The 16,145-nt window shown below is 50.4% G+C and carries 19 protein-coding genes; 3 read left to right on the top strand and 16 right to left on the bottom strand.

Annotated features, from left to right (window positions below; all coding sequences use genetic code 11):
• Window positions 1–7 precede the first annotated feature (7 nt).
• The 6 genes from hisS to ndk form a co-directional block, all read right to left on the bottom strand.
• The gene (gene hisS, locus CWI69_RS08880; protein WP_126763832.1) at window positions 8–1,261 is read right to left on the bottom strand and encodes a histidine--tRNA ligase; all 1,254 of its coding nucleotides are present in this window, start codon (window positions 1,259–1,261) and stop codon (window positions 8–10) included.
• Between the two features lie 56 nt (window positions 1,262–1,317).
• Window positions 1,318–2,430 (bottom strand): flavodoxin-dependent (E)-4-hydroxy-3-methylbut-2-enyl-diphosphate synthase, encoded by a 1,113-nt coding sequence (gene ispG, locus CWI69_RS08875; protein ID WP_126763831.1) that lies wholly within the window; start codon window positions 2,428–2,430, stop codon window positions 1,318–1,320.
• A gap of 19 nt (window positions 2,431–2,449) precedes the next feature.
• Window positions 2,450–3,526, bottom strand: coding sequence for a RodZ domain-containing protein (locus CWI69_RS08870; RefSeq protein ID WP_126763830.1), 1,077 nt, complete (start codon window positions 3,524–3,526; stop codon window positions 2,450–2,452).
• Window positions 3,527–3,538: 12 nt separating this feature from the next.
• Window positions 3,539–4,327 (bottom strand): type IV pilus biogenesis/stability protein PilW, encoded by a 789-nt coding sequence (gene pilW, locus CWI69_RS08865; RefSeq protein WP_126763829.1) that lies wholly within the window; start codon window positions 4,325–4,327, stop codon window positions 3,539–3,541.
• A gap of 70 nt (window positions 4,328–4,397) precedes the next feature.
• Complete coding sequence (gene rlmN / locus CWI69_RS08860; RefSeq protein ID WP_126763828.1) at window positions 4,398–5,531, bottom strand: dual-specificity RNA methyltransferase RlmN; 1,134 nt, start codon at window positions 5,529–5,531, stop codon at window positions 4,398–4,400.
• Between the two features lie 117 nt (window positions 5,532–5,648).
• A complete protein-coding gene (gene ndk / locus CWI69_RS08855) occupies window positions 5,649–6,080 on the bottom strand; it encodes a nucleoside-diphosphate kinase (protein WP_126763827.1) in 432 nt (143 codons plus the stop codon).
• 196 nt (window positions 6,081–6,276) lie between these two features.
• Between ndk and msrA the strand changes: the two genes are divergently transcribed.
• A complete protein-coding gene (gene msrA / locus CWI69_RS08850) occupies window positions 6,277–6,807 on the top strand; it encodes a peptide-methionine (S)-S-oxide reductase MsrA (protein ID WP_126763826.1) in 531 nt (176 codons plus the stop codon).
• Between the two features lie 72 nt (window positions 6,808–6,879).
• Here the strand turns inward: msrA and fdx are convergent, their stop codons facing one another.
• From fdx to suhB, 9 genes are all read right to left on the bottom strand, one after another.
• Window positions 6,880–7,218, bottom strand: coding sequence for an ISC system 2Fe-2S type ferredoxin (gene fdx / locus CWI69_RS08845; protein ID WP_126763825.1), 339 nt, complete (start codon window positions 7,216–7,218; stop codon window positions 6,880–6,882).
• An 88-nt stretch (window positions 7,219–7,306) separates the two neighbouring features.
• Entirely contained in the window at window positions 7,307–9,172 is a 1,866-nt protein-coding gene (gene hscA / locus CWI69_RS08840) for a Fe-S protein assembly chaperone HscA (protein WP_126763824.1), read from the bottom strand.
• 152 nt (window positions 9,173–9,324) lie between these two features.
• The gene (gene hscB, locus CWI69_RS08835; RefSeq protein WP_126763823.1) at window positions 9,325–9,825 is read right to left on the bottom strand and encodes a co-chaperone HscB; all 501 of its coding nucleotides are present in this window, start codon (window positions 9,823–9,825) and stop codon (window positions 9,325–9,327) included.
• Window positions 9,826–9,827: 2 nt separating this feature from the next.
• Window positions 9,828–10,151, bottom strand: a complete 324-nt coding sequence (gene iscA / locus CWI69_RS08830) for an iron-sulfur cluster assembly protein IscA (protein WP_126763822.1) — start codon at window positions 10,149–10,151, stop codon at window positions 9,828–9,830.
• A 24-nt stretch (window positions 10,152–10,175) separates the two neighbouring features.
• On the bottom strand, window positions 10,176–10,559 hold the full coding sequence (gene iscU, locus CWI69_RS08825; RefSeq protein WP_126763821.1) for a Fe-S cluster assembly scaffold IscU: 384 nt from the start codon (window positions 10,557–10,559) through the stop codon (window positions 10,176–10,178).
• A gap of 15 nt (window positions 10,560–10,574) precedes the next feature.
• Window positions 10,575–11,789 carry an IscS subfamily cysteine desulfurase gene (locus CWI69_RS08820; RefSeq protein ID WP_126763820.1) on the bottom strand — a complete coding sequence of 405 codons (1,215 nt, stop codon included), beginning with the start codon at window positions 11,787–11,789 and terminating at the stop codon, window positions 10,575–10,577.
• A gap of 30 nt (window positions 11,790–11,819) precedes the next feature.
• Complete coding sequence (gene iscR / locus CWI69_RS08815) at window positions 11,820–12,308, bottom strand: Fe-S cluster assembly transcriptional regulator IscR (RefSeq protein ID WP_126763819.1); 489 nt, start codon at window positions 12,306–12,308, stop codon at window positions 11,820–11,822.
• Between the two features lie 157 nt (window positions 12,309–12,465).
• Entirely contained in the window at window positions 12,466–13,185 is a 720-nt protein-coding gene (trmJ, locus tag CWI69_RS08810; protein WP_126763818.1) for a tRNA (cytosine(32)/uridine(32)-2'-O)-methyltransferase TrmJ, read from the bottom strand.
• 6 nt (window positions 13,186–13,191) lie between these two features.
• The gene (gene suhB / locus CWI69_RS08805; RefSeq protein WP_126763817.1) at window positions 13,192–13,992 is read right to left on the bottom strand and encodes an inositol-1-monophosphatase; all 801 of its coding nucleotides are present in this window, start codon (window positions 13,990–13,992) and stop codon (window positions 13,192–13,194) included.
• 280 nt (window positions 13,993–14,272) lie between these two features.
• On the opposite strand from suhB, the gene CWI69_RS08800 reads away from it, so the two are divergent.
• Complete coding sequence (locus CWI69_RS08800; protein ID WP_126763816.1) at window positions 14,273–14,443, top strand: DUF3545 family protein; 171 nt, start codon at window positions 14,273–14,275, stop codon at window positions 14,441–14,443.
• Between the two features lie 147 nt (window positions 14,444–14,590).
• On the opposite strand, the gene ung is transcribed toward CWI69_RS08800, so the two are convergent.
• Window positions 14,591–15,238, bottom strand: coding sequence for a uracil-DNA glycosylase (gene ung, locus CWI69_RS08795; RefSeq protein WP_126763815.1), 648 nt, complete (start codon window positions 15,236–15,238; stop codon window positions 14,591–14,593).
• A gap of 107 nt (window positions 15,239–15,345) precedes the next feature.
• Here ung and CWI69_RS08790 point away from each other — a divergent pair, with 107 nt between their 5' ends.
• The gene (locus CWI69_RS08790) at window positions 15,346–16,131 is read left to right on the top strand and encodes a glycosyltransferase family 2 protein (protein ID WP_126763814.1); all 786 of its coding nucleotides are present in this window, start codon (window positions 15,346–15,348) and stop codon (window positions 16,129–16,131) included.
• Window positions 16,132–16,145 lie beyond the last annotated feature (14 nt).

The following is a 16,145-nucleotide window of genomic DNA, read 5'->3' as shown; positions in this document are numbered from 1 at the left end:
CTCTGTCTCAAATTAATACTGCTGCTACATCACCAATCGTGGTCACGATACGGTCTTCTTGCTCGCGGTCACGCAGGTGCTTAATTTCGTAATCATCCGAGCGCACAATCAGGGCATAATCCGCGCCTGACTTGTCTGCTTTGATAAGCTTTTTCTTCATATTCTGGCTGCCGCTGTGCAACTGTACTTTCAATCCGGGCGCCTGGCTACGGAGTTTTTCGGCAACGGCAGGCGCGATTAGTTCCGCGTCGGCATCAACGGCAATCACATAGACATCAACGGTCTGCGTGACCGGAATCTTCTCTTGTGATTCCAGCAACAATACCAGTCGCTCAATGCCCATCGCAAAGCCAACTGCCGGCGTAGGTTTGCCGCCCAGTTGCTCGACTAAGCCGTCATAGCGTCCACCCGCACAGACAGTGCCCTGCGCCCCCAGCTCGGTAGTAACCCATTCGAATACCGTGCGGTTGTAATAATCAAGGCCACGCACCAGACGTTCGTTCAATACGTAGTCTATACCTGCAGCATCAAGTCGTTTGCATAAGCCGTCGAAATGTTCACGGGACGCATCATCCCAGTATTCTGAAAGCTTCGGCGCATGGGCTAATACGGCCTGGGTTTCTGCTGATTTACTATCGAGTACCCGTAACACGTTGGTATCAAGCCGCCGCTTCGAATCTTCGTCGAGCTGCGCTTCGTGCTCGCGTAAAAACTCGCGTAAGGCTTCGCGATAGCGTGCACGCGCTTCGTTTGAGGCTAGCGAGTTCAGTTGCAGTTGCACTTGCTCACTGATACCAAAGGCTTGCCACAAGCGCGCGGAAAACAAAATCACCTCAGCGTCTATTTCCGGACCTTCCATACCGAAAGCTTCCAGACCAAACTGGTGAAACTGACGGTAGCGACCTTTTTGCGGGCGTTCGTGGCGGAACATCGGACCCATGTACCACAACCGTGGAGTTTGATTGTACAGCAGACCATGCTCGTTACCCGCACGTACACAGCTCGCCGTGCCTTCCGGACGCAGTGTAAGGCTGTCTCCATTGCGATCGTCAAAGGTATACATCTCTTTTTCGACGATATCGGTGACTTCGCCAATGGAGCGCTTAAACAGATCGGTACTTTCCAGCACCGGCATGCGGATTTCCTGGTAGGTATAGGCCGCCGCGACGTCGCGCAGCACGCTCTCGACATACTGCCATGCCGGGCTTTGGCCCGGCAGGATGTCATTCATTCCACGAATTGCTTGAATAGATTTTGCCACGAGCTTACTTACCGTTTCGTTTAAATTCTAAAAATGGCGGGTAGTATACCGCAGCTTTACGCTTGCTTCACAGGAATCTGCTCGGCTTCGAGCAGTTTTACGCGGGCACGGATGTGGCGTTCCAGTTGATCGACCAAATCATTGTTGTCGAGTCGTTCTTTCTGGCGCTCGCCGCCGATGTAAAAACCGCTCTTGTTCTTCGCTCCGGCAAGGCCTACTTCAGCAATCAGAGCCTCACCTGGACCATTCACCACACAGCCAATAATCGACACGTCCATCGCCGTGGTCACGTCTTCTAAGCGTTGCTCCAGTGCATTGACTGTGTTGATCACATCAAATTCCTGTCGCGAACAACTTGGGCAGGCAATGAAGTTTATGCCGCGGCTGCGGATACGTAGCGATTTCAAAATATCGAAACCGACTTTTACTTCTTCCACGGGATCAGCCGCCAACGAGATGCGCAGGGTATCACCAATGCCCTCGGCCAATAACATGCCTAAGCCGATCGATGATTTCACCGAACCACTTCGTAAGCCACCAGCCTCGGTGATCCCGAGGTGTAACGGCTGGTCTATTTGTCGCGCCAATAAGCGGTAAGACTCAACCGCCAGAAATACATCGGACGCTTTTACGCTAACTTTAAAATCGAGGAAATTCAGCCGATCTAAAATATCGACATGCCGCATCGCCGATTCAACCAGCGCTGCAGGGTTAGGTTCACCGTATTTTTCCTGGATCTCTTTTTCTAACGAGCCGCCGTTGACGCCGATGCGGATCGGAATATTTTTATCGCGCGCGGCATCAACCACTGCACGAATGCGTTGCTCGTTACCAATATTGCCTGGGTTGATACGCAGACAATCGACGCCGTATTCAGCAACTTTAAGTGCAATGCGGTAATCAAAATGGATATCGGCCACTAATGGCACCGGGCTTTGCTGTTTAATAAATTTGAAAGCTTCGGCAGCATCCATGGTGGGTACCGATACCCGCACGATATCAGCACCAGCAGCGGCAATGGCTTTCACCTGCTTAACTGTAGCTTCAATATCCGTGGTTTCGGTGTTGGTCATCGACTGCACCGCGATCGGCGCACCATCTCCTATCGGCACATTACCGACATAGATGCGTCGTGAAGGACGACGTTTTATTGGATTCTCATGCATCATTTTGGGTACTTCGTTTCAGTCAATCGAGCGTCAGAGTTACACTTCTACCACGCACGTAATCGTCTAAGTTCACAGTGGCACCGTTGTAGGTCATGTCCACTGATTCTGGTCTGCACAAGATGATATCAAAAGGAGGCTCGCCCGTCAGCGGCATGCGATAACCTGCAGCTTTTACGCCTACGGCTAATTCCTCGCCGGTGGCATCAACAACTTTGACCCAACAGGCTTCGTTGAAGGTAAATACCAGTTGCTCATCGACTGCAGCCGGTGCACCTGTAACTGGTTCTGTAACCACAGGGGCTGATTCGGTAGTTGTTGGTGGTGTATCTGTAGCTATTTCAGTTGCCTCCTCATCGGTCAGGTCAGTCAGTTCCTGCGTTTCGTCGATAGGCCGTACCGCCTCACCCTCCGGGTCAGTCCCTTCTGGGCTGGTAACCTCGGGCTCCGCAAGATTTGGTGGCACATCAGGCGCCTGCTCTGCTTCGATCGAAACCGTTGAGGTATCGCCTGCGGCAACTTCCTCCTCGGTTAGACGACCTTCGGCGCGGTGTGCGCTAGGGCGCACAACTTGCGGCAGACTTGCGGCGTTTTCTCGCGACTGCTGAGCTTCCTGTTCTGTTGGCGCATCTTCACTGCCGGTGATGGTACTAAGGCTAAAATTGCTTTCCTGCCACCACCAAATCAACACCAATGCAATGACGACAATAATAATGCCGTAGCTCATCAACATCAGTCGATTGTCATTACGTTCTTTCACTTTGCGCCGCGAAAAACTCTGCATCTGCACCGTGTTGGGAGTGACTTGTTCATGACCGTGCGCGCGATAGGCGGCAAAAACTTCATTCTCGTCGACCTCCAGCGCTCTGGCGATGGAGCGCAAATAGCCACGCACAAAAGTGGCTGATGCCAATTTATCGAACTCATCGTTCTCAATAAATTGCACCACAACTTCGCGCAAACGTAAGCTATCTGCCACTTGCTGCTGGGTTAACCCCTTCGCTTCGCGGGCTTGTTTGAGTAGTTGCCCGGGTGAAATCGAATCTGGTTTCTCAGACTCGTTCGGGGCATCGTTAAAAAGGTCGTTATCCGTGGTCATGGGCTACTTCAATTAGGAATTAGGTTCTGAGATCTTCGCTAAGTACTCACGCGCCTGGCGTGAGTCCGGGAAGCGCGATAATAACAACTCGCCAAAACTTACTTGCCGAACTTTGTTGTTTTGTTGGCGCGCGAGCTCAATTTCCAGCCGCAGATATTCCGGTGATAACTGCGGTAAATTTGCTCGTTGCGCTAAAATCTGTGCTGCTTCCTGAATGCGCTGCTGGTCTAACAATACCGCAGCGTAACTTTCAAGAATAGTGCTATTTCGCGCACTGTGATTCAGGGCGCGATTAAAATAGTTGTCGGCTTTATCGAACTTACCTGCTTGCGCTGCACATAGTGCGGCATTTTCATAGGTAGATGCGACTTTCACATAGTCTGGAATTTGCAGCGCCTGGTTAAATAAACTATCGGCTTCATCATAGCGCCCCATCGTACACAGTAATGCGCCAAGGTTGTTATAGGTATCGCCGTTACTGGGCTGTAAATCGATAGCGTTGCGATAATAACGTTCCGCTTTATCGTATTCTTTCACTTGCTGATAATAAATCGCAAGGCCGGTATGAACCGAAGGATTTTTTGGAGTGTAATCGCGTGCCCGTTCCAGGTTTGCCCGGGCCTGTTGATAATTGCCCGATCGCAGATACTGAAAACCCAGCGCCAACCGTGTAGCAGCAGCTTCTTCAGCATTAAATTGTTGCGTGGGCTGGTCTTTTCCATCAACAGTACGTTGACTCACACAGCCTACCGCCAACAGTGCTAAGCTGGCTACTAGCAAACATCGTTGGAGTCGTCGCATTACAGTTCCTCTTAGGTTATTCGCAATGCTACCCTGAACCACCCCGCCTGCCTACGTCGTTGCTGGATATTTACGAAACCTTGACGTCGATTCCGTCAGCCCCACGCTGTGCTTGCTGTTTCTTCAGGATACGTTTCGTACGGTCTACCACATCGCCGACCAACTGGCCGCATGCGGCATCGATGTCATCACCGCGAGTTTTCCGCACCGTTACTATATAGCCCTTTTCTATCAGAACCTTAGCGAATCGGTCAATACGCGAATTACTGGAACGGCCATGGTCGTTACCTGGGAATGGATTAAATGGTATCAAGTTGATTTTGCACGGCGTATCTTTCAACGTTTCTGCAAGCTCAGCGGCCTGATCCATCGAGTCATTCACATGATCGAGCATAACATACTCAATTGTGATGTTCTTATTTGCTTTGGAGCCGTCAATGTAATGGCGGCTGGCTTCGAGAAACTCAGCAATATTGTACTTTTTATTGATGGGAACAATCTGATTGCGCAGTTCGTCGTTAGGCGCATGTAGACTAATCGCCAGCGCCACATCGATTTCTTCTTTCAGCTTATAAAGTGCCGGAACCACGCCAGAGGTACTGAGGGTCACACGACGTTTGGAGAGGCCGAAAGCATTATCGTCCATCATCAGATCCATCGCTGGCACCACGTTTTTCAGATTCAGCAGGGGTTCGCCCATACCCATCATGACCACGTTGGTAACAGCTTTGATGCCGGTTTCGCCATAGGCGCCGAGCAACTTATTGACCCGCCACACCTGACCGATGATTTCGGCAACCCGTAGGTTACGGTTAAAGCCTTGCTGGCCGGTGCTGCAGAAGGTGCATTCTAACGCACAACCTACCTGTGAACTTACGCACAATGTGGCACGGTCGGCTTCAGGGATCCACACGGTTTCGACGTCCTGACCGTCGAACAAGGTCATGGCAAACTTGATGGTGCCATCGCTCGATTGCTTTTGTTCACGCACTTCCGGTGCACGAATTTCGGCGATCTGCTTAAGCTTTTCTCTTAAGCCCTTGTTGAGGTTGGTCATGTCGTCGAAGTTGTCGACACAGAAGTGATACAACCATTTCATGACTTGATCGGCACGGAAAGACTTCTCGCCGAGTTCCTGGAAGAACTCGCGCATCGCCTGGCGATTCAGGTCAAGGAGATTCACTTTTTTGTCAACTGCGTTCATATAAACCTAAATTCGTTATTGGATAATGGATATTAGTTATTAGTTGAAAAACCACTGATAACTAATATCCAGTAACTAATAGCGCAAGGCTCGGCTATCCGAGCCTTGCTCATTTAATTAGCGGGTGCGGGCGCAGATTTCTTCGTCGGAGAAGAAGTATGCGATTTCGCGTGCCGCAGATTCTACCGCGTCAGAACCATGTACCGCGTTCTCGTCGATAGTTTCAGCATAGTCAGCGCGCAAAGTTCCTGCCAGTGCTTCTGCAGGGTTCGTTGCACCCATGATTTCACGGTGACGTAGAACTGCGTTTTCGCCTTCTAAAACGCTTACCATGATTGGACCAGACGTCATGAAATCAACCAGTGCGCCGAAGAAAGGACGCTCGCTATGTTCAGCGTAGAAGCCTTCAGCCTGTTCTTTGCTCAAGTGCATCATTTTCGCTGCAACGATACGCAGACCTGAAGTCTCGAAACGGTTGTAGATTGCGCCGATGACGTTTTTGCCAACTGCGTCAGGTTTGATCATCGATAAAGTACGTTCTAAAGCCATGGTTATCTCCGCTTTGCTTTAAGTTTGGATGCTTAGATTGAAGTCGCGCGGATTATACACGTTCCTCAGCACACAAGCCACCACCCCAGAAGGGGCTGCCCCTCCTTGAGTTTTGTTATAGTAAAATACAAGCTGGGCTCTTCTCTGAAGTCAGTGATTATGGTATAGATGTCTAAACGTCTATTAGGAGTAACGTATGACTCAACAAATTACCTTAGCGGGTGGCTGTTTCTGGTGTATCGAAGGCGCGTTTAAGCAAGTACGCGGCGTATTGAAAGCTGAATCTGGCTACGCTGGTGGCGAGCAAGAAAACCCAACTTATGAGCAGGTTTGTGCCGGTGAAACCGGCCATGCCGAAGTTGTGCAGGTCACCTTCGATCCGCAGGCACTTTCAGTACGGGAAGTGCTTGAAATCTTCTTCGCTTTGCATGATCCGACACAGTTGAATCGGCAAGGCAATGATGTGGGAACTCAGTACCGCTCGGCGATCTTTTACCAGTCGGAAGATCAACGTTTAGCGGCCGAAGATATTATTGCAGAAATGCGTGAGGAAGGTACCTGGGATGGCGAGATTGTCACCGAGCTTGAGCCGCTTGAGAAGTTTTGGCCCGCAGAGGACTATCATGAGAATTATGTCGAGCGTAACCCGCAAAATGCTTATTGCCAGGCTGTAGTAAGCCCAAAACTGGCTAAATTCAAACGCACATTCGCCGAAAAACTTGAATAATCAGTTATAACAATTGTAAAGGGGGGCAGCCCCCCTTTGAAAACCATCTTTACATTGTAAGGGCTGCCCCTTCTAATGGTTTTCTTTGACCATGTTGACGGTGTATTTGGGGATTTCGACGACCAGGTCTTCGCCGTTGAGGCGAGCCTGACAGCTCAGGCGTGAATCGGGGTCGAGGCCCCAGGCTTTATCGAGCATGTCGTCTTCGTTATCGTTAATTTCCGGCAGCGAGTCATAGCCTTCCCGCACATAAACATGACAGGTGGTACAGGCGCAGACTTTTTCACAGGCATGTTCAATACCAATGCCGTTACGTAGTGCCACATCCAGGACGGTTTCCCCATCTTTAGCTTCTACGGCGGTGCCTTCAGGACACAGCTCTTCGTGCGGTAAGAATACGATTGTTGGCATTACTATTCCTCACTTAAAATTCAGTTCAATCAGACAGCGCCCCATGAATTGCGGCGCTGGCCAGTTGCACCCGTAACAGGACTACGGGCTAAAGTTCGTTAACGTTGCTACCGGATAGAGCTTTTCGAATACCTGCATCCATGCGGCGCGCGGCAAAGTCATCACTTGCTTTATCGACCACTTCAATGGCCTTCTCGATAGCTTCAGCATCAGTGCCTGCACGCGCTTCGCGCAGTGCAGCCATCGCATTATCCAGACGTTCACGTTCCTGCTCATCGAGTAAATCGCCATCGGCAGCGAGTGCGCTGCTTAATGCCTCGAGCACCCGGTCGGCTTCCACCTGTTGCTCACGCAACATGCGTGCTGCCATATCTTCTTTGGCATTGCTCATCGAAGACTGGATCATACTGGAAATATCTTCGTCATTCAGTCCGTAGGATGGTTTAACCTGGATCGACGCACTGACGCCGCTGGATTTTTCCATCGCATCGACGCTGAGCAAGCCGTCCGCGTCAACCTGAAAGGTAACGCGGATGTGCGCGGCGCCGGCAGCCATTGGCGGAATATCGCTCAAAACGAAACGCGCCAGCGAGCGGCAGTCATCGACGAGCTCACGCTCGCCCTGCACGACGTGGATCATCATTGCCGTTTGGCCGTCTTTAAAGGTAGTGAATTCCTGCGCCTTGGCAACGGGAATTGTAGTGTTTCGCGCCACCACCTTTTCGACCAGGCCACCCATGGTTTCCAGGCCCAACGAAAGTGGGATCACATCAAGCAACAGCATATCTGAATCGGGCTTATTACCTGCCAAAATGTCAGCCTGCACCGCAGCACCAATTGCTACAACTTGATCCGGATCGATGGAGGTAAGTGGTTTACGGCCAAAAAATTCGCCTACGGCTTCCCGAACACGCGGCACGCGCGTCGAGCCACCGACCATGACTACCTCTAGTATTTCATCAGCACTGACACCAGCGTCTTTCAAAGCACGACGGCAGTTAACCAGGGTGCGGCGAACCAGCGGTTCAATCAGCTCGTCGAGCTGTGCCCGGGTTAAGGTCGCCCGCAAATCAGTAGAAGGCAGGGTAATTTCAGTGCTATCAGCATCGGTTAACGCTTCTTTCGCCGCTTTGGCAGCATTGATGAGGTCACGTTCGAGCCGGGCTGGAACATCGCCAGGCAAGTCCCATTCAGCTTTTAAATAATTGACAATCAGCTGATCAAAGTCGTCGCCACCAAGCGCACTATCACCACCAGTTGCCAGAACTTCAAACACGCCACCTTGCAGACGCAAGATCGAGATATCGAAGGTTCCGCCGCCCAGATCGTAGACGCCAATAAGACCTTCCTGACCAGAATCCAGACCGTAAGCAACAGCTGCTGCGGTGGGTTCATTCAGCAATCGCAACACATTCAGGCCGGCCAGTTGCGCGGCATCTTTGGTGCTTTGCCGCTGAGCATCATCAAAATACGCTGGTACGGTTATCACTACACCAGTCAGTTCGCCGCCAAGCGCTGCCTGAGCGCGCGCTGACAGGGTGCGCAGGATGTCGGCCGAGACTTCGACGGCATTCTTGTCCCCAGCAGCGGTGTGGAATACCGGTACCCCGTTATCCGTTTCGCTCATGCGATAGGGTAAATTGGAAAAGTTACGTTTTACATCGGCAACGGTGCGGCCAATAAAACGTTTGACCGAAACAATGGTGTTTTCGGTTTCGATGGATTCATCGGAATGTTTCTCTAATGCCTCGTAGCCAGTTAAGACTTCGTTTGCGCCGTAATAAACCACCGACGGCAAAATCGCGCGGCCCTGTTCATCGTTCAAAACCTGGGATTCACTGCTACGTACAGTCGCCACCAATGAATTGGTGGTACCCAGGTCAATACCTGCTGCCAGTCGATGTTGATGTGGTGCGGTGCTTTGCCCAGGTTCTGCAATTTGGAGTAATGCCATGAACTAACCTTTTGTCCAATTTTGTCGCCCGCAATTCTATTGCGGGTTGAATCTGCTGATATCGCTGGTGTCGCGGCGATGGTGCTGCCGCTTTTACAGCTATTGCCGGCGATGGCGCTATGTTCAGGCTTGACCCGTAGTAGAACTACGGGCTACTGATCTTCCAGCGCTTCGAGTTCGCGACCCAGTTTATGCATAAACTTGAGCTTTCGAATCGTATCCGCCGCCTCTTCGTTCGCATCCGCCGCCAGCTGTTGCTCTAATTTGTCCTGCAGCAGCTTGGTTTCGCCCTCAAGGTCACGAAACGCCGTATCAATAGCAGCAAAATCGCCGGGGCTAAGCTCTTCAACACGCTCCCGCCATTCCATCTGCGCCATCAGGAACTCAGGATCCTGCAACGTCTTCTGCTCATGCTGCATATCCACGCCGCGTAGCGTGAGCATGTATTCTGCCCGCGACAAAGGTTCACGTAACGTATGATAAGCGTCATTTAACTGCGAAGTGCGCTGCACGGCAAGTAACTTGTCGCGCGAACTTGCATTCGCAAAGCGATCGGGATGCATGGCCTGTTGCAGCTTGCGGTAGCGCTGCTGCAAGTCGGCCAGGTCAAGAGCGTAGTCTGGTTTGATATCAAACAGCTCGAAATGATTCATGGTTAAACGTTAAAGCTCTCGCCGCAACCGCATTCGCCCTTGGCATTTGGGTTGTTGAATTCAAAGCCTTCATTCAGGCCTTCTTTAACGAAATCGAGCTCGGTGCCATCAAGATAAACAAGGCTCTTGCCATCGATGATGATTTTCACACCTCGTTCTTCAAATACAGTATCGGTGTCGTCGACTTCATCGACGAACTCCATTACATAGGCAAGGCCTGAACATCCGGTCGTTTTTACACCTAACCGGATGCCCTCACCCTTACCGCGCTGTTCCAAAAACGAGCGGGCACGTTGCGCCGCTGCTTCGGTCATGGTAATTGCCATTACTTACCCTTTAGCTGTGTTAGCTTAACCTGCGTGTCTTGTCTTGTAGTCTTCAAGAGCTGCCTTGATGGCGTCTTCGGCCAAAATCGAACAGTGAATTTTCACTGGTGGCAGCGCAAGTTCCTCTGCGATCTGGGTATTTTTCAACTGCGAAGCTTCTTCTACAGTTTTGCCTTTTACCCATTCCGTGACCAGCGAGCTTGAGGCAATTGCCGAGCCGCAGCCATAGGTTTTGAACTTCGCATCTTCGATGATGCCAGTATCGCTGATTTTCAATTGCAGCTTCATTACGTCACCACAGGCAGGTGCGCCAACCATACCGGTTGCGATCGACGGATCATTCTTGTCGAATGCACCCACGTTACGCGGGTTTTCATAATGGTCGATTACTTTTTCACTGTATGCCATAACACTTTACCTCTCTTAGTGTGCCGCCCATTTGACGCTGTCTAAGTCAACGCCATCTTTGAACATTTCCCATAGGGGCGACATGTCGCGCAAGCGACCAATTGATTTCTGAATCTGTTCTATCGCGTGATCAACTTCTTCTTCGGTCGTAAAACGGCCGAAGCTAAAACGTATTGAGCTGTGAGCAAGTTCATCATTACGGCCCAGAGCGCGCAATACGTAAGATGGTTCAAGACTTGCGGAAGTACAGGCTGAGCCCGAAGATACCGCCAAATCTTTCAACGCCATGATAAGGCTCTCGCCTTCGACGAAGTTGAAACTAATGTTGAAGATGTGTGGCACACCGTGTTCCTGGCTGCCGTTGATGTACACCTCTTCGATATCTTTTACGCCATTCCATAAGCGGTCACGTAATGCCCGGAAACGTTCGCCTTCGGCGGCCATTTCTTCTTTGGCGATCCGCGCAGCTTCGCCCATACCGACGATCTGGTGCGTTGGCAAAGTGCCTGAACGCATACCACGCTCATGACCACCGCCGTGCATCTGTGCGTTTAGACGAACGCGTGGGCGACGGCGTACAAATAAAGCGCCAATTCCTTTCGGTCCATACATTTTGTGGCCAGAAAAGCTCATTAAATCAACTGGTAGACTCTGCAAGTCAATGTCAATTTTACCAGCACTCTGCGCACCGTCGACATGGAAAATAGTCTTATTTTCGCGGCAAAGATTGCCAATGGTTTCGATGTCCTGAATCACACCGATTTCGTTATTTACATGCATAACGCTTACTAATACGGTGTCTTCTCGCAATGCAGCTTTGAACACGTCGAGATCCAATAAGCCATCTTCTTTTACGTCAAGATATGTCACCTCGAAGCCTTCGCGCTCGAGTTGACGGCAGGTATCCAGCACAGCTTTGTGCTCGGTTTTGACGGTAATGATGTGCTTACCTTTTTTCTGATAAAACTCCGCCGCACCTTTAATACCGAGATTGTCGGATTCGGTAGCGCCTGAAGTGAAAACGATTTCGCGCGGGTCAGCATTAACTAACTCTGCGATTTGGTTACGCGCAACATCAATTGCCTCTTCGGCCTGCCAACCAAAGCGGTGCGAACGTGACGCAGGGTTACCAAACTGGCCGTCTGGCGTTAAAAATTGCATCATTTTCTCTGCTACCCGCGGATCAACCGGAGTGGTAGCTGCGTAATCAAAATAAATTGGTAGTTTCATTCAGTGCTACTCCTTAAGTTGTCAGGCTACTTACAACTGACAATTCAGTGCAATTTGTTGTTCGCGTTTCTTTTGCTCAGCGATGGCATTGTTCTGTCGTTCCGCTACTGCGTTGACGTCTTGCTGTTTCACCAATTCGGCTAAGCTAATATTTGCGAGAAAGTCTTCGATTCGATCACTCAAATTTGACCACAGGGAGTGGGTCAAACAACGGCTGCCCCCCTGGCACCCGCCTTTACCACCACAACGTGTGGCATCGATGGATTCATCCACCGCCTGAATCACTGCGCCAATTGAAATTTCCTGCGCCGTGAACCCCAGCCGGTAACCGCCGCCGGGGCCGCGTACACTACTTACCAGACCATGCTTACGTAAGCGTGCGAATAATTGTTCAAGATAACTCAATGAAATCCCCTGCCGTTCCGAAATATCGGCTAATGGCACAGGACCTTGTTCTGTATGCAGCGCTACGTCTAACATTGCGGTTACGGCGTAACGTCCTTTTGAGGTTAAGCGCATAGCTAGTTTTCCTCCACGTTTATGCCGTAATTCTCGCATTCCCGAGTATTTTAGTCAAGTATTCACAAGAGCAAGAGCGTTACTCGTTACTGGTTACTCGTTAATGGTTACGAATATCCAATATCCAGTAACCAATAACGCTTTCGTACTTTATCAATTAACGTTTTTGCTGTTTATCAATTGAGGCGAGGATGCCACGCAAAATATTCAGCTCATTCGTCTCCGGACGAGCACGGGTAAACAAACGTCGCAATTTCGCCATGACCTGCCCCGGATGGTGCTTAATGATAAAGCCAGTCTCCGTCAGCGTCTGCTCTAGGTGGCCGTAAAAACGCTCAAGGTCGTCAGTAAGTGGATACTCACTTACAGCTTGCTCAGGATGTTCTTTAGCTTCCAGCCATTGCATACGAACCTCGTAAGCAAGGGTTTGTACGGCCATGGCTAAATTCAGTGAGCTATATTCGGGGTTGGAAGGGATGTGCACATGATGCGTGCACTGCTGCAACTCTTCATTGGTAAGCCCGCTGCTTTCGCGACCAAATACCAGTGCCACATTATAATTGGCGCTTTCCGCCAGTAATTGTCCGGCCGCTTCGCGCGGGCCTAGCAACGGCCAATCCAGTGTTCGGTTACGCGCACTGGTGCCTATCACCAACCCACAGTCGGCGATGGCGCTACTCAGGTCGTCGACAATGGTTGCGCCGTGAAGGACATCCGTGGCACCAGCTGCCAGTGCTGATGCGTGGCTGTCTGGTTTCTGCACCGGATCAACCAGAGTTAACTGACTCAGTCCCATGGTTTTCATAGCCCGCGCCACCGAACCTATGTTGCCGGTGTGCGAGGTATTGACGAGTACGATACGGATATTGTCCAGCATAACGGTTTACTTCATGCTTTGCGGCAGATGTGGCCGTGCTTTTGTCAGCAGGTGTTGTACCACTTTCGGGTTGCCAGCGACAACGTGGCCGCTTTGCATAAATTCATGGCCGCCGGCAAAATCGGTAACCAGGCCGCCAGCTTCACGCACAATTAAACCGCCCGCAGCGATGTCCCACGGCTCCAGACTGAATTCCCAGAAACCATCGAACCGGCCTGCAGCTACATAAGCAAGGTCAAGCGCAGCCGAGCCTGCACGCCGCATGTCCGAGGTATGCTCGAACAAAGCACCGAATACCGCCTGGTAGTTGGTTTGTAAGTCTTTACGTTTGAATGGAAAACCGGTTGCCAACAGGGCACCATTTAAGTCGCGCTGGGCTTTTACCCGCAAACGCTTACCGTTGAGTTGTGCGCCAACGCCTTTGGTGGCCGAGAACAGTTCTTCGCGCAAAGGATCATAAACGACCGCAGCTTGCACTGAACCTCGGTGAAGATAAGCAATGGAAATCGCGAAATGCGGGATACCGCGCAGGTAATTGGTGGTGCCATCAAGGGGATCAATAATCCACTGATGCTCAGGTGTAGCCCCATCGATCGTACCACTTTCCTCAGCTAAGAAACTGTGGTCAGGAAAGGTTTTCTGAATGGTGCGAATGATCGCTTGCTCGGCCGACTTATCGATTTCACTTACGAAATCATTTTGCGTCTTGGCCTGAACATTGAAATCTGCTTCGACACCGAAGTTCTTGGTCAAAATTTTACCGGCCGCACGCGCAGCGCGCACCGCTATGTTTAACATGGGATGCATACCAATTTACCTGTGCTGTAAAAGAACGATTTTATGGCGGCGGATTATAATCGCTTCGCTCGTGAAAAGCAAAACCGTTATTGGATATGGAAAAACAAGGGCGTTATTAGTTATTAGATATTAGTTATTGGTTGAAGGCCGCTCTCCAATAACTAATACCTGTTAGCAAATAACGCTCTTGTATTTTGTGAGCGAACAACGCTCTTGTATTTTATTCCTGCAGGTGTTATTAAAGTGTTGCGCTATGCCTAAAATAACAACTATAAGCTAGGAGGATCCAATGGATCATTCAGAAGAGCTAAACGGTGTTGAAGCAAAACAGAACAAATCACGTCGTAGTAAACGCAAGTGGCGGGAAATTGAAGCGCTTAAAGAAAAGTACCGGTTGCGGGACGAGCTAAAAGATATGGATCATGGCCTCGATCTCGAACTCGACGAGCTGGAATTCTAAATCAGAAAAACGTTATTCGTACGCTGCGCTGCTCGTACGCTTCGCTATTCGTTGTTCGTTATTGCGAACAGCGAACAAGGTGAGCGCACGAACAGTGAGGCGCAGCCGAACGTACGAGTAACGACTAACGCTTTTGCTTTTTAGGTCCTACCAATCTATTGGCTGGGCCAGCAGTTCGTTGGTACGTCTGAAGTGTCCGCACGTCAGAAACCCTCTGTGTGCAGATAACGGTGACGGGTGCACCGCGGTCAGTACATGATGACGCTCGCGATCAATCAGTGCGCCTTTTTTCTGAGCGTGCGCGCCCCATAGTAAAAACACAATCCCATCACAATGCGCATTAATTTGCGCGATGACATGGTCGGTGAAACGTTCCCAGCCCCATTTTGCGTGGGAGCCTGCCAACCCTTGCTCCACAGTTAACACCGTATTCAACAGCAATACCCCCTGCTCTGCCCAATGGCTCAAATCGCCATGTTCAGGTGGCTGATAACCAGGAAAATCATGTTGCAGGGCTTTGAAAATATTTTTCAGCGACGGCGGTGGAGCCACACCTTTTGGAACCGAAAAACAAAGACCATGAGCCTGTCCCGGGCCATGGTAAGGATCCTGGCCCAGAATCACCACTTTTAACTTATCGAGCGGAGTTAGTTTAAACGCATTGAACACCAAATCCTTCGGCGGGTAGATAACCTTTCCTTGCTCGCGCTCACCTTCGACACGTTGCATTACTTGTTGAAAATAAGGTTGCTGCTTTTCCTCAGCAAGCAGATCACTCCAAGAACTATGTGCCATTTGTTGTCCCGTTGTCGCTGTGTCGGTCGCTGTGTCGGTCGCTGTGTCGAAAGACGCATTTTGCGGTATGATAGTGCTGTCTTTATGGTAACAACACGAGGCTTTGCATGTCAGCAAAAACCGACTACCCGCCAATGAGTGTCTTTGTCATCACCTTGAACGAGGAAGCACACTTAGATGAAGTGCTTGAGAGCGTGCGCGGCGTAGATGAAATCGTCATCATCGATTCGGGGTCAACGGATCGTACTCTGGAAATTGCCGCACAGCACGGCGCCCGTGTTGTACACAACGACTGGCCTGGCTATGCAAAGCAGAAAGAATTCGGCATTGCGCAATGTACGCATAATTGGATTTTAAACCTGGATGGCGATGAAGTGATGCCAGAAGGCGGCCTGCAAATGATCCGCGAGCGTATCGCTGTGGGTGATGTGAACGGTATCTGGATTCATCATGATGATATCTTTATGGGCCAAAGTTTGCGTAAAGCGCGCCACCATAAGTACCGTCGGGTGTACCGTAAAGACAAGTGTCACATGAATACCAGCGTGCTGGTACATGAGCATATTGAGGTCGAGCCACCACTGGCCTACTTGCCGATTTACCTGAAACATTACGGCTATGACACCGCCCACGGTTACATGGATAAACTGAACACCTACTCACTGCTAAAAGCCAAGCAACGTGAGCAACAAGGCCGCCACTGCAGCTTGCCACGGCTGTTACTGATATTTCCGCTGATGTTCTTAAAATTCTATCTTGGCCGACAGATGATTTGGTCGGGTTGGCGCGGCTTTATAAAAGCTAACATCGATGCGTTCCACTTTTTCCTCACCGAAGCTAAACTATATGAAATGGCCTATCGTCGGAAGCAGGCCGAGCAAAAGAAGAAGTAAGCAGTTCAATTTTT

The sequence above is a fragment of the Pseudidiomarina halophila genome, from assembly GCF_003987215.1.
Taxonomy (GTDB): Bacteria; Pseudomonadota; Gammaproteobacteria; order Enterobacterales; family Alteromonadaceae; genus Pseudidiomarina; species Pseudidiomarina halophila.
The sequence above is the reverse complement of the archived record's forward strand: the minus strand, read 5'-3'. Positions and strand labels throughout refer to the sequence as shown.

Excerpts from the sequence above, each read along its gene's own strand:
- hscB (WP_126763823.1), bottom strand. The coding sequence starts at position 9,825 with ATGAATCATTTCGAGCTGTTTGATATCAAACCAGACTACGCTCTTGAC.
- CWI69_RS08800 (WP_126763816.1), top strand. The coding sequence starts at position 14,273 with ATGGATCATTCAGAAGAGCTAAACGGTGTTGAAGCAAAACAGAACAAA.
- ndk (WP_126763827.1), bottom strand. The coding sequence starts at position 6,080 with ATGGCTTTAGAACGTACTTTATCGATGATCAAACCTGACGCAGTTGGC.
- iscR (WP_126763819.1), bottom strand. The coding sequence starts at position 12,308 with ATGCGCTTAACCTCAAAAGGACGTTACGCCGTAACCGCAATGTTAGAC.
- CWI69_RS08870 (WP_126763830.1), bottom strand. The coding sequence starts at position 3,526 with ATGACCACGGATAACGACCTTTTTAACGATGCCCCGAACGAGTCTGAG.
- rlmN (WP_126763828.1), bottom strand. The coding sequence starts at position 5,531 with ATGAACGCAGTTGACAAAAAAGTGAATCTCCTTGACCTGAATCGCCAG.
- iscA (WP_126763822.1), bottom strand. The coding sequence starts at position 10,151 with ATGGCAATTACCATGACCGAAGCAGCGGCGCAACGTGCCCGCTCGTTT.
- trmJ (WP_126763818.1), bottom strand. The coding sequence starts at position 13,185 with ATGCTGGACAATATCCGTATCGTACTCGTCAATACCTCGCACACCGGC.
- fdx (WP_126763825.1), bottom strand. The coding sequence starts at position 7,218 with ATGCCAACAATCGTATTCTTACCGCACGAAGAGCTGTGTCCTGAAGGC.
- CWI69_RS08820 (WP_126763820.1), bottom strand. The coding sequence starts at position 11,789 with ATGAAACTACCAATTTATTTTGATTACGCAGCTACCACTCCGGTTGAT.
- suhB (WP_126763817.1), bottom strand. The coding sequence starts at position 13,992 with ATGCATCCCATGTTAAACATAGCGGTGCGCGCTGCGCGTGCGGCCGGT.
- hscA (WP_126763824.1), bottom strand. The coding sequence starts at position 9,172 with ATGGCATTACTCCAAATTGCAGAACCTGGGCAAAGCACCGCACCACAT.
- ung (WP_126763815.1), bottom strand. The coding sequence starts at position 15,238 with ATGGCACATAGTTCTTGGAGTGATCTGCTTGCTGAGGAAAAGCAGCAA.
- pilW (WP_126763829.1), bottom strand. The coding sequence starts at position 4,327 with ATGCGACGACTCCAACGATGTTTGCTAGTAGCCAGCTTAGCACTGTTG.
- CWI69_RS08790 (WP_126763814.1), top strand. The coding sequence starts at position 15,346 with ATGTCAGCAAAAACCGACTACCCGCCAATGAGTGTCTTTGTCATCACC.
- ispG (WP_126763831.1), bottom strand. The coding sequence starts at position 2,430 with ATGATGCATGAGAATCCAATAAAACGTCGTCCTTCACGACGCATCTAT.
- iscU (WP_126763821.1), bottom strand. The coding sequence starts at position 10,559 with ATGGCATACAGTGAAAAAGTAATCGACCATTATGAAAACCCGCGTAAC.
- msrA (WP_126763826.1), top strand. The coding sequence starts at position 6,277 with ATGACTCAACAAATTACCTTAGCGGGTGGCTGTTTCTGGTGTATCGAA.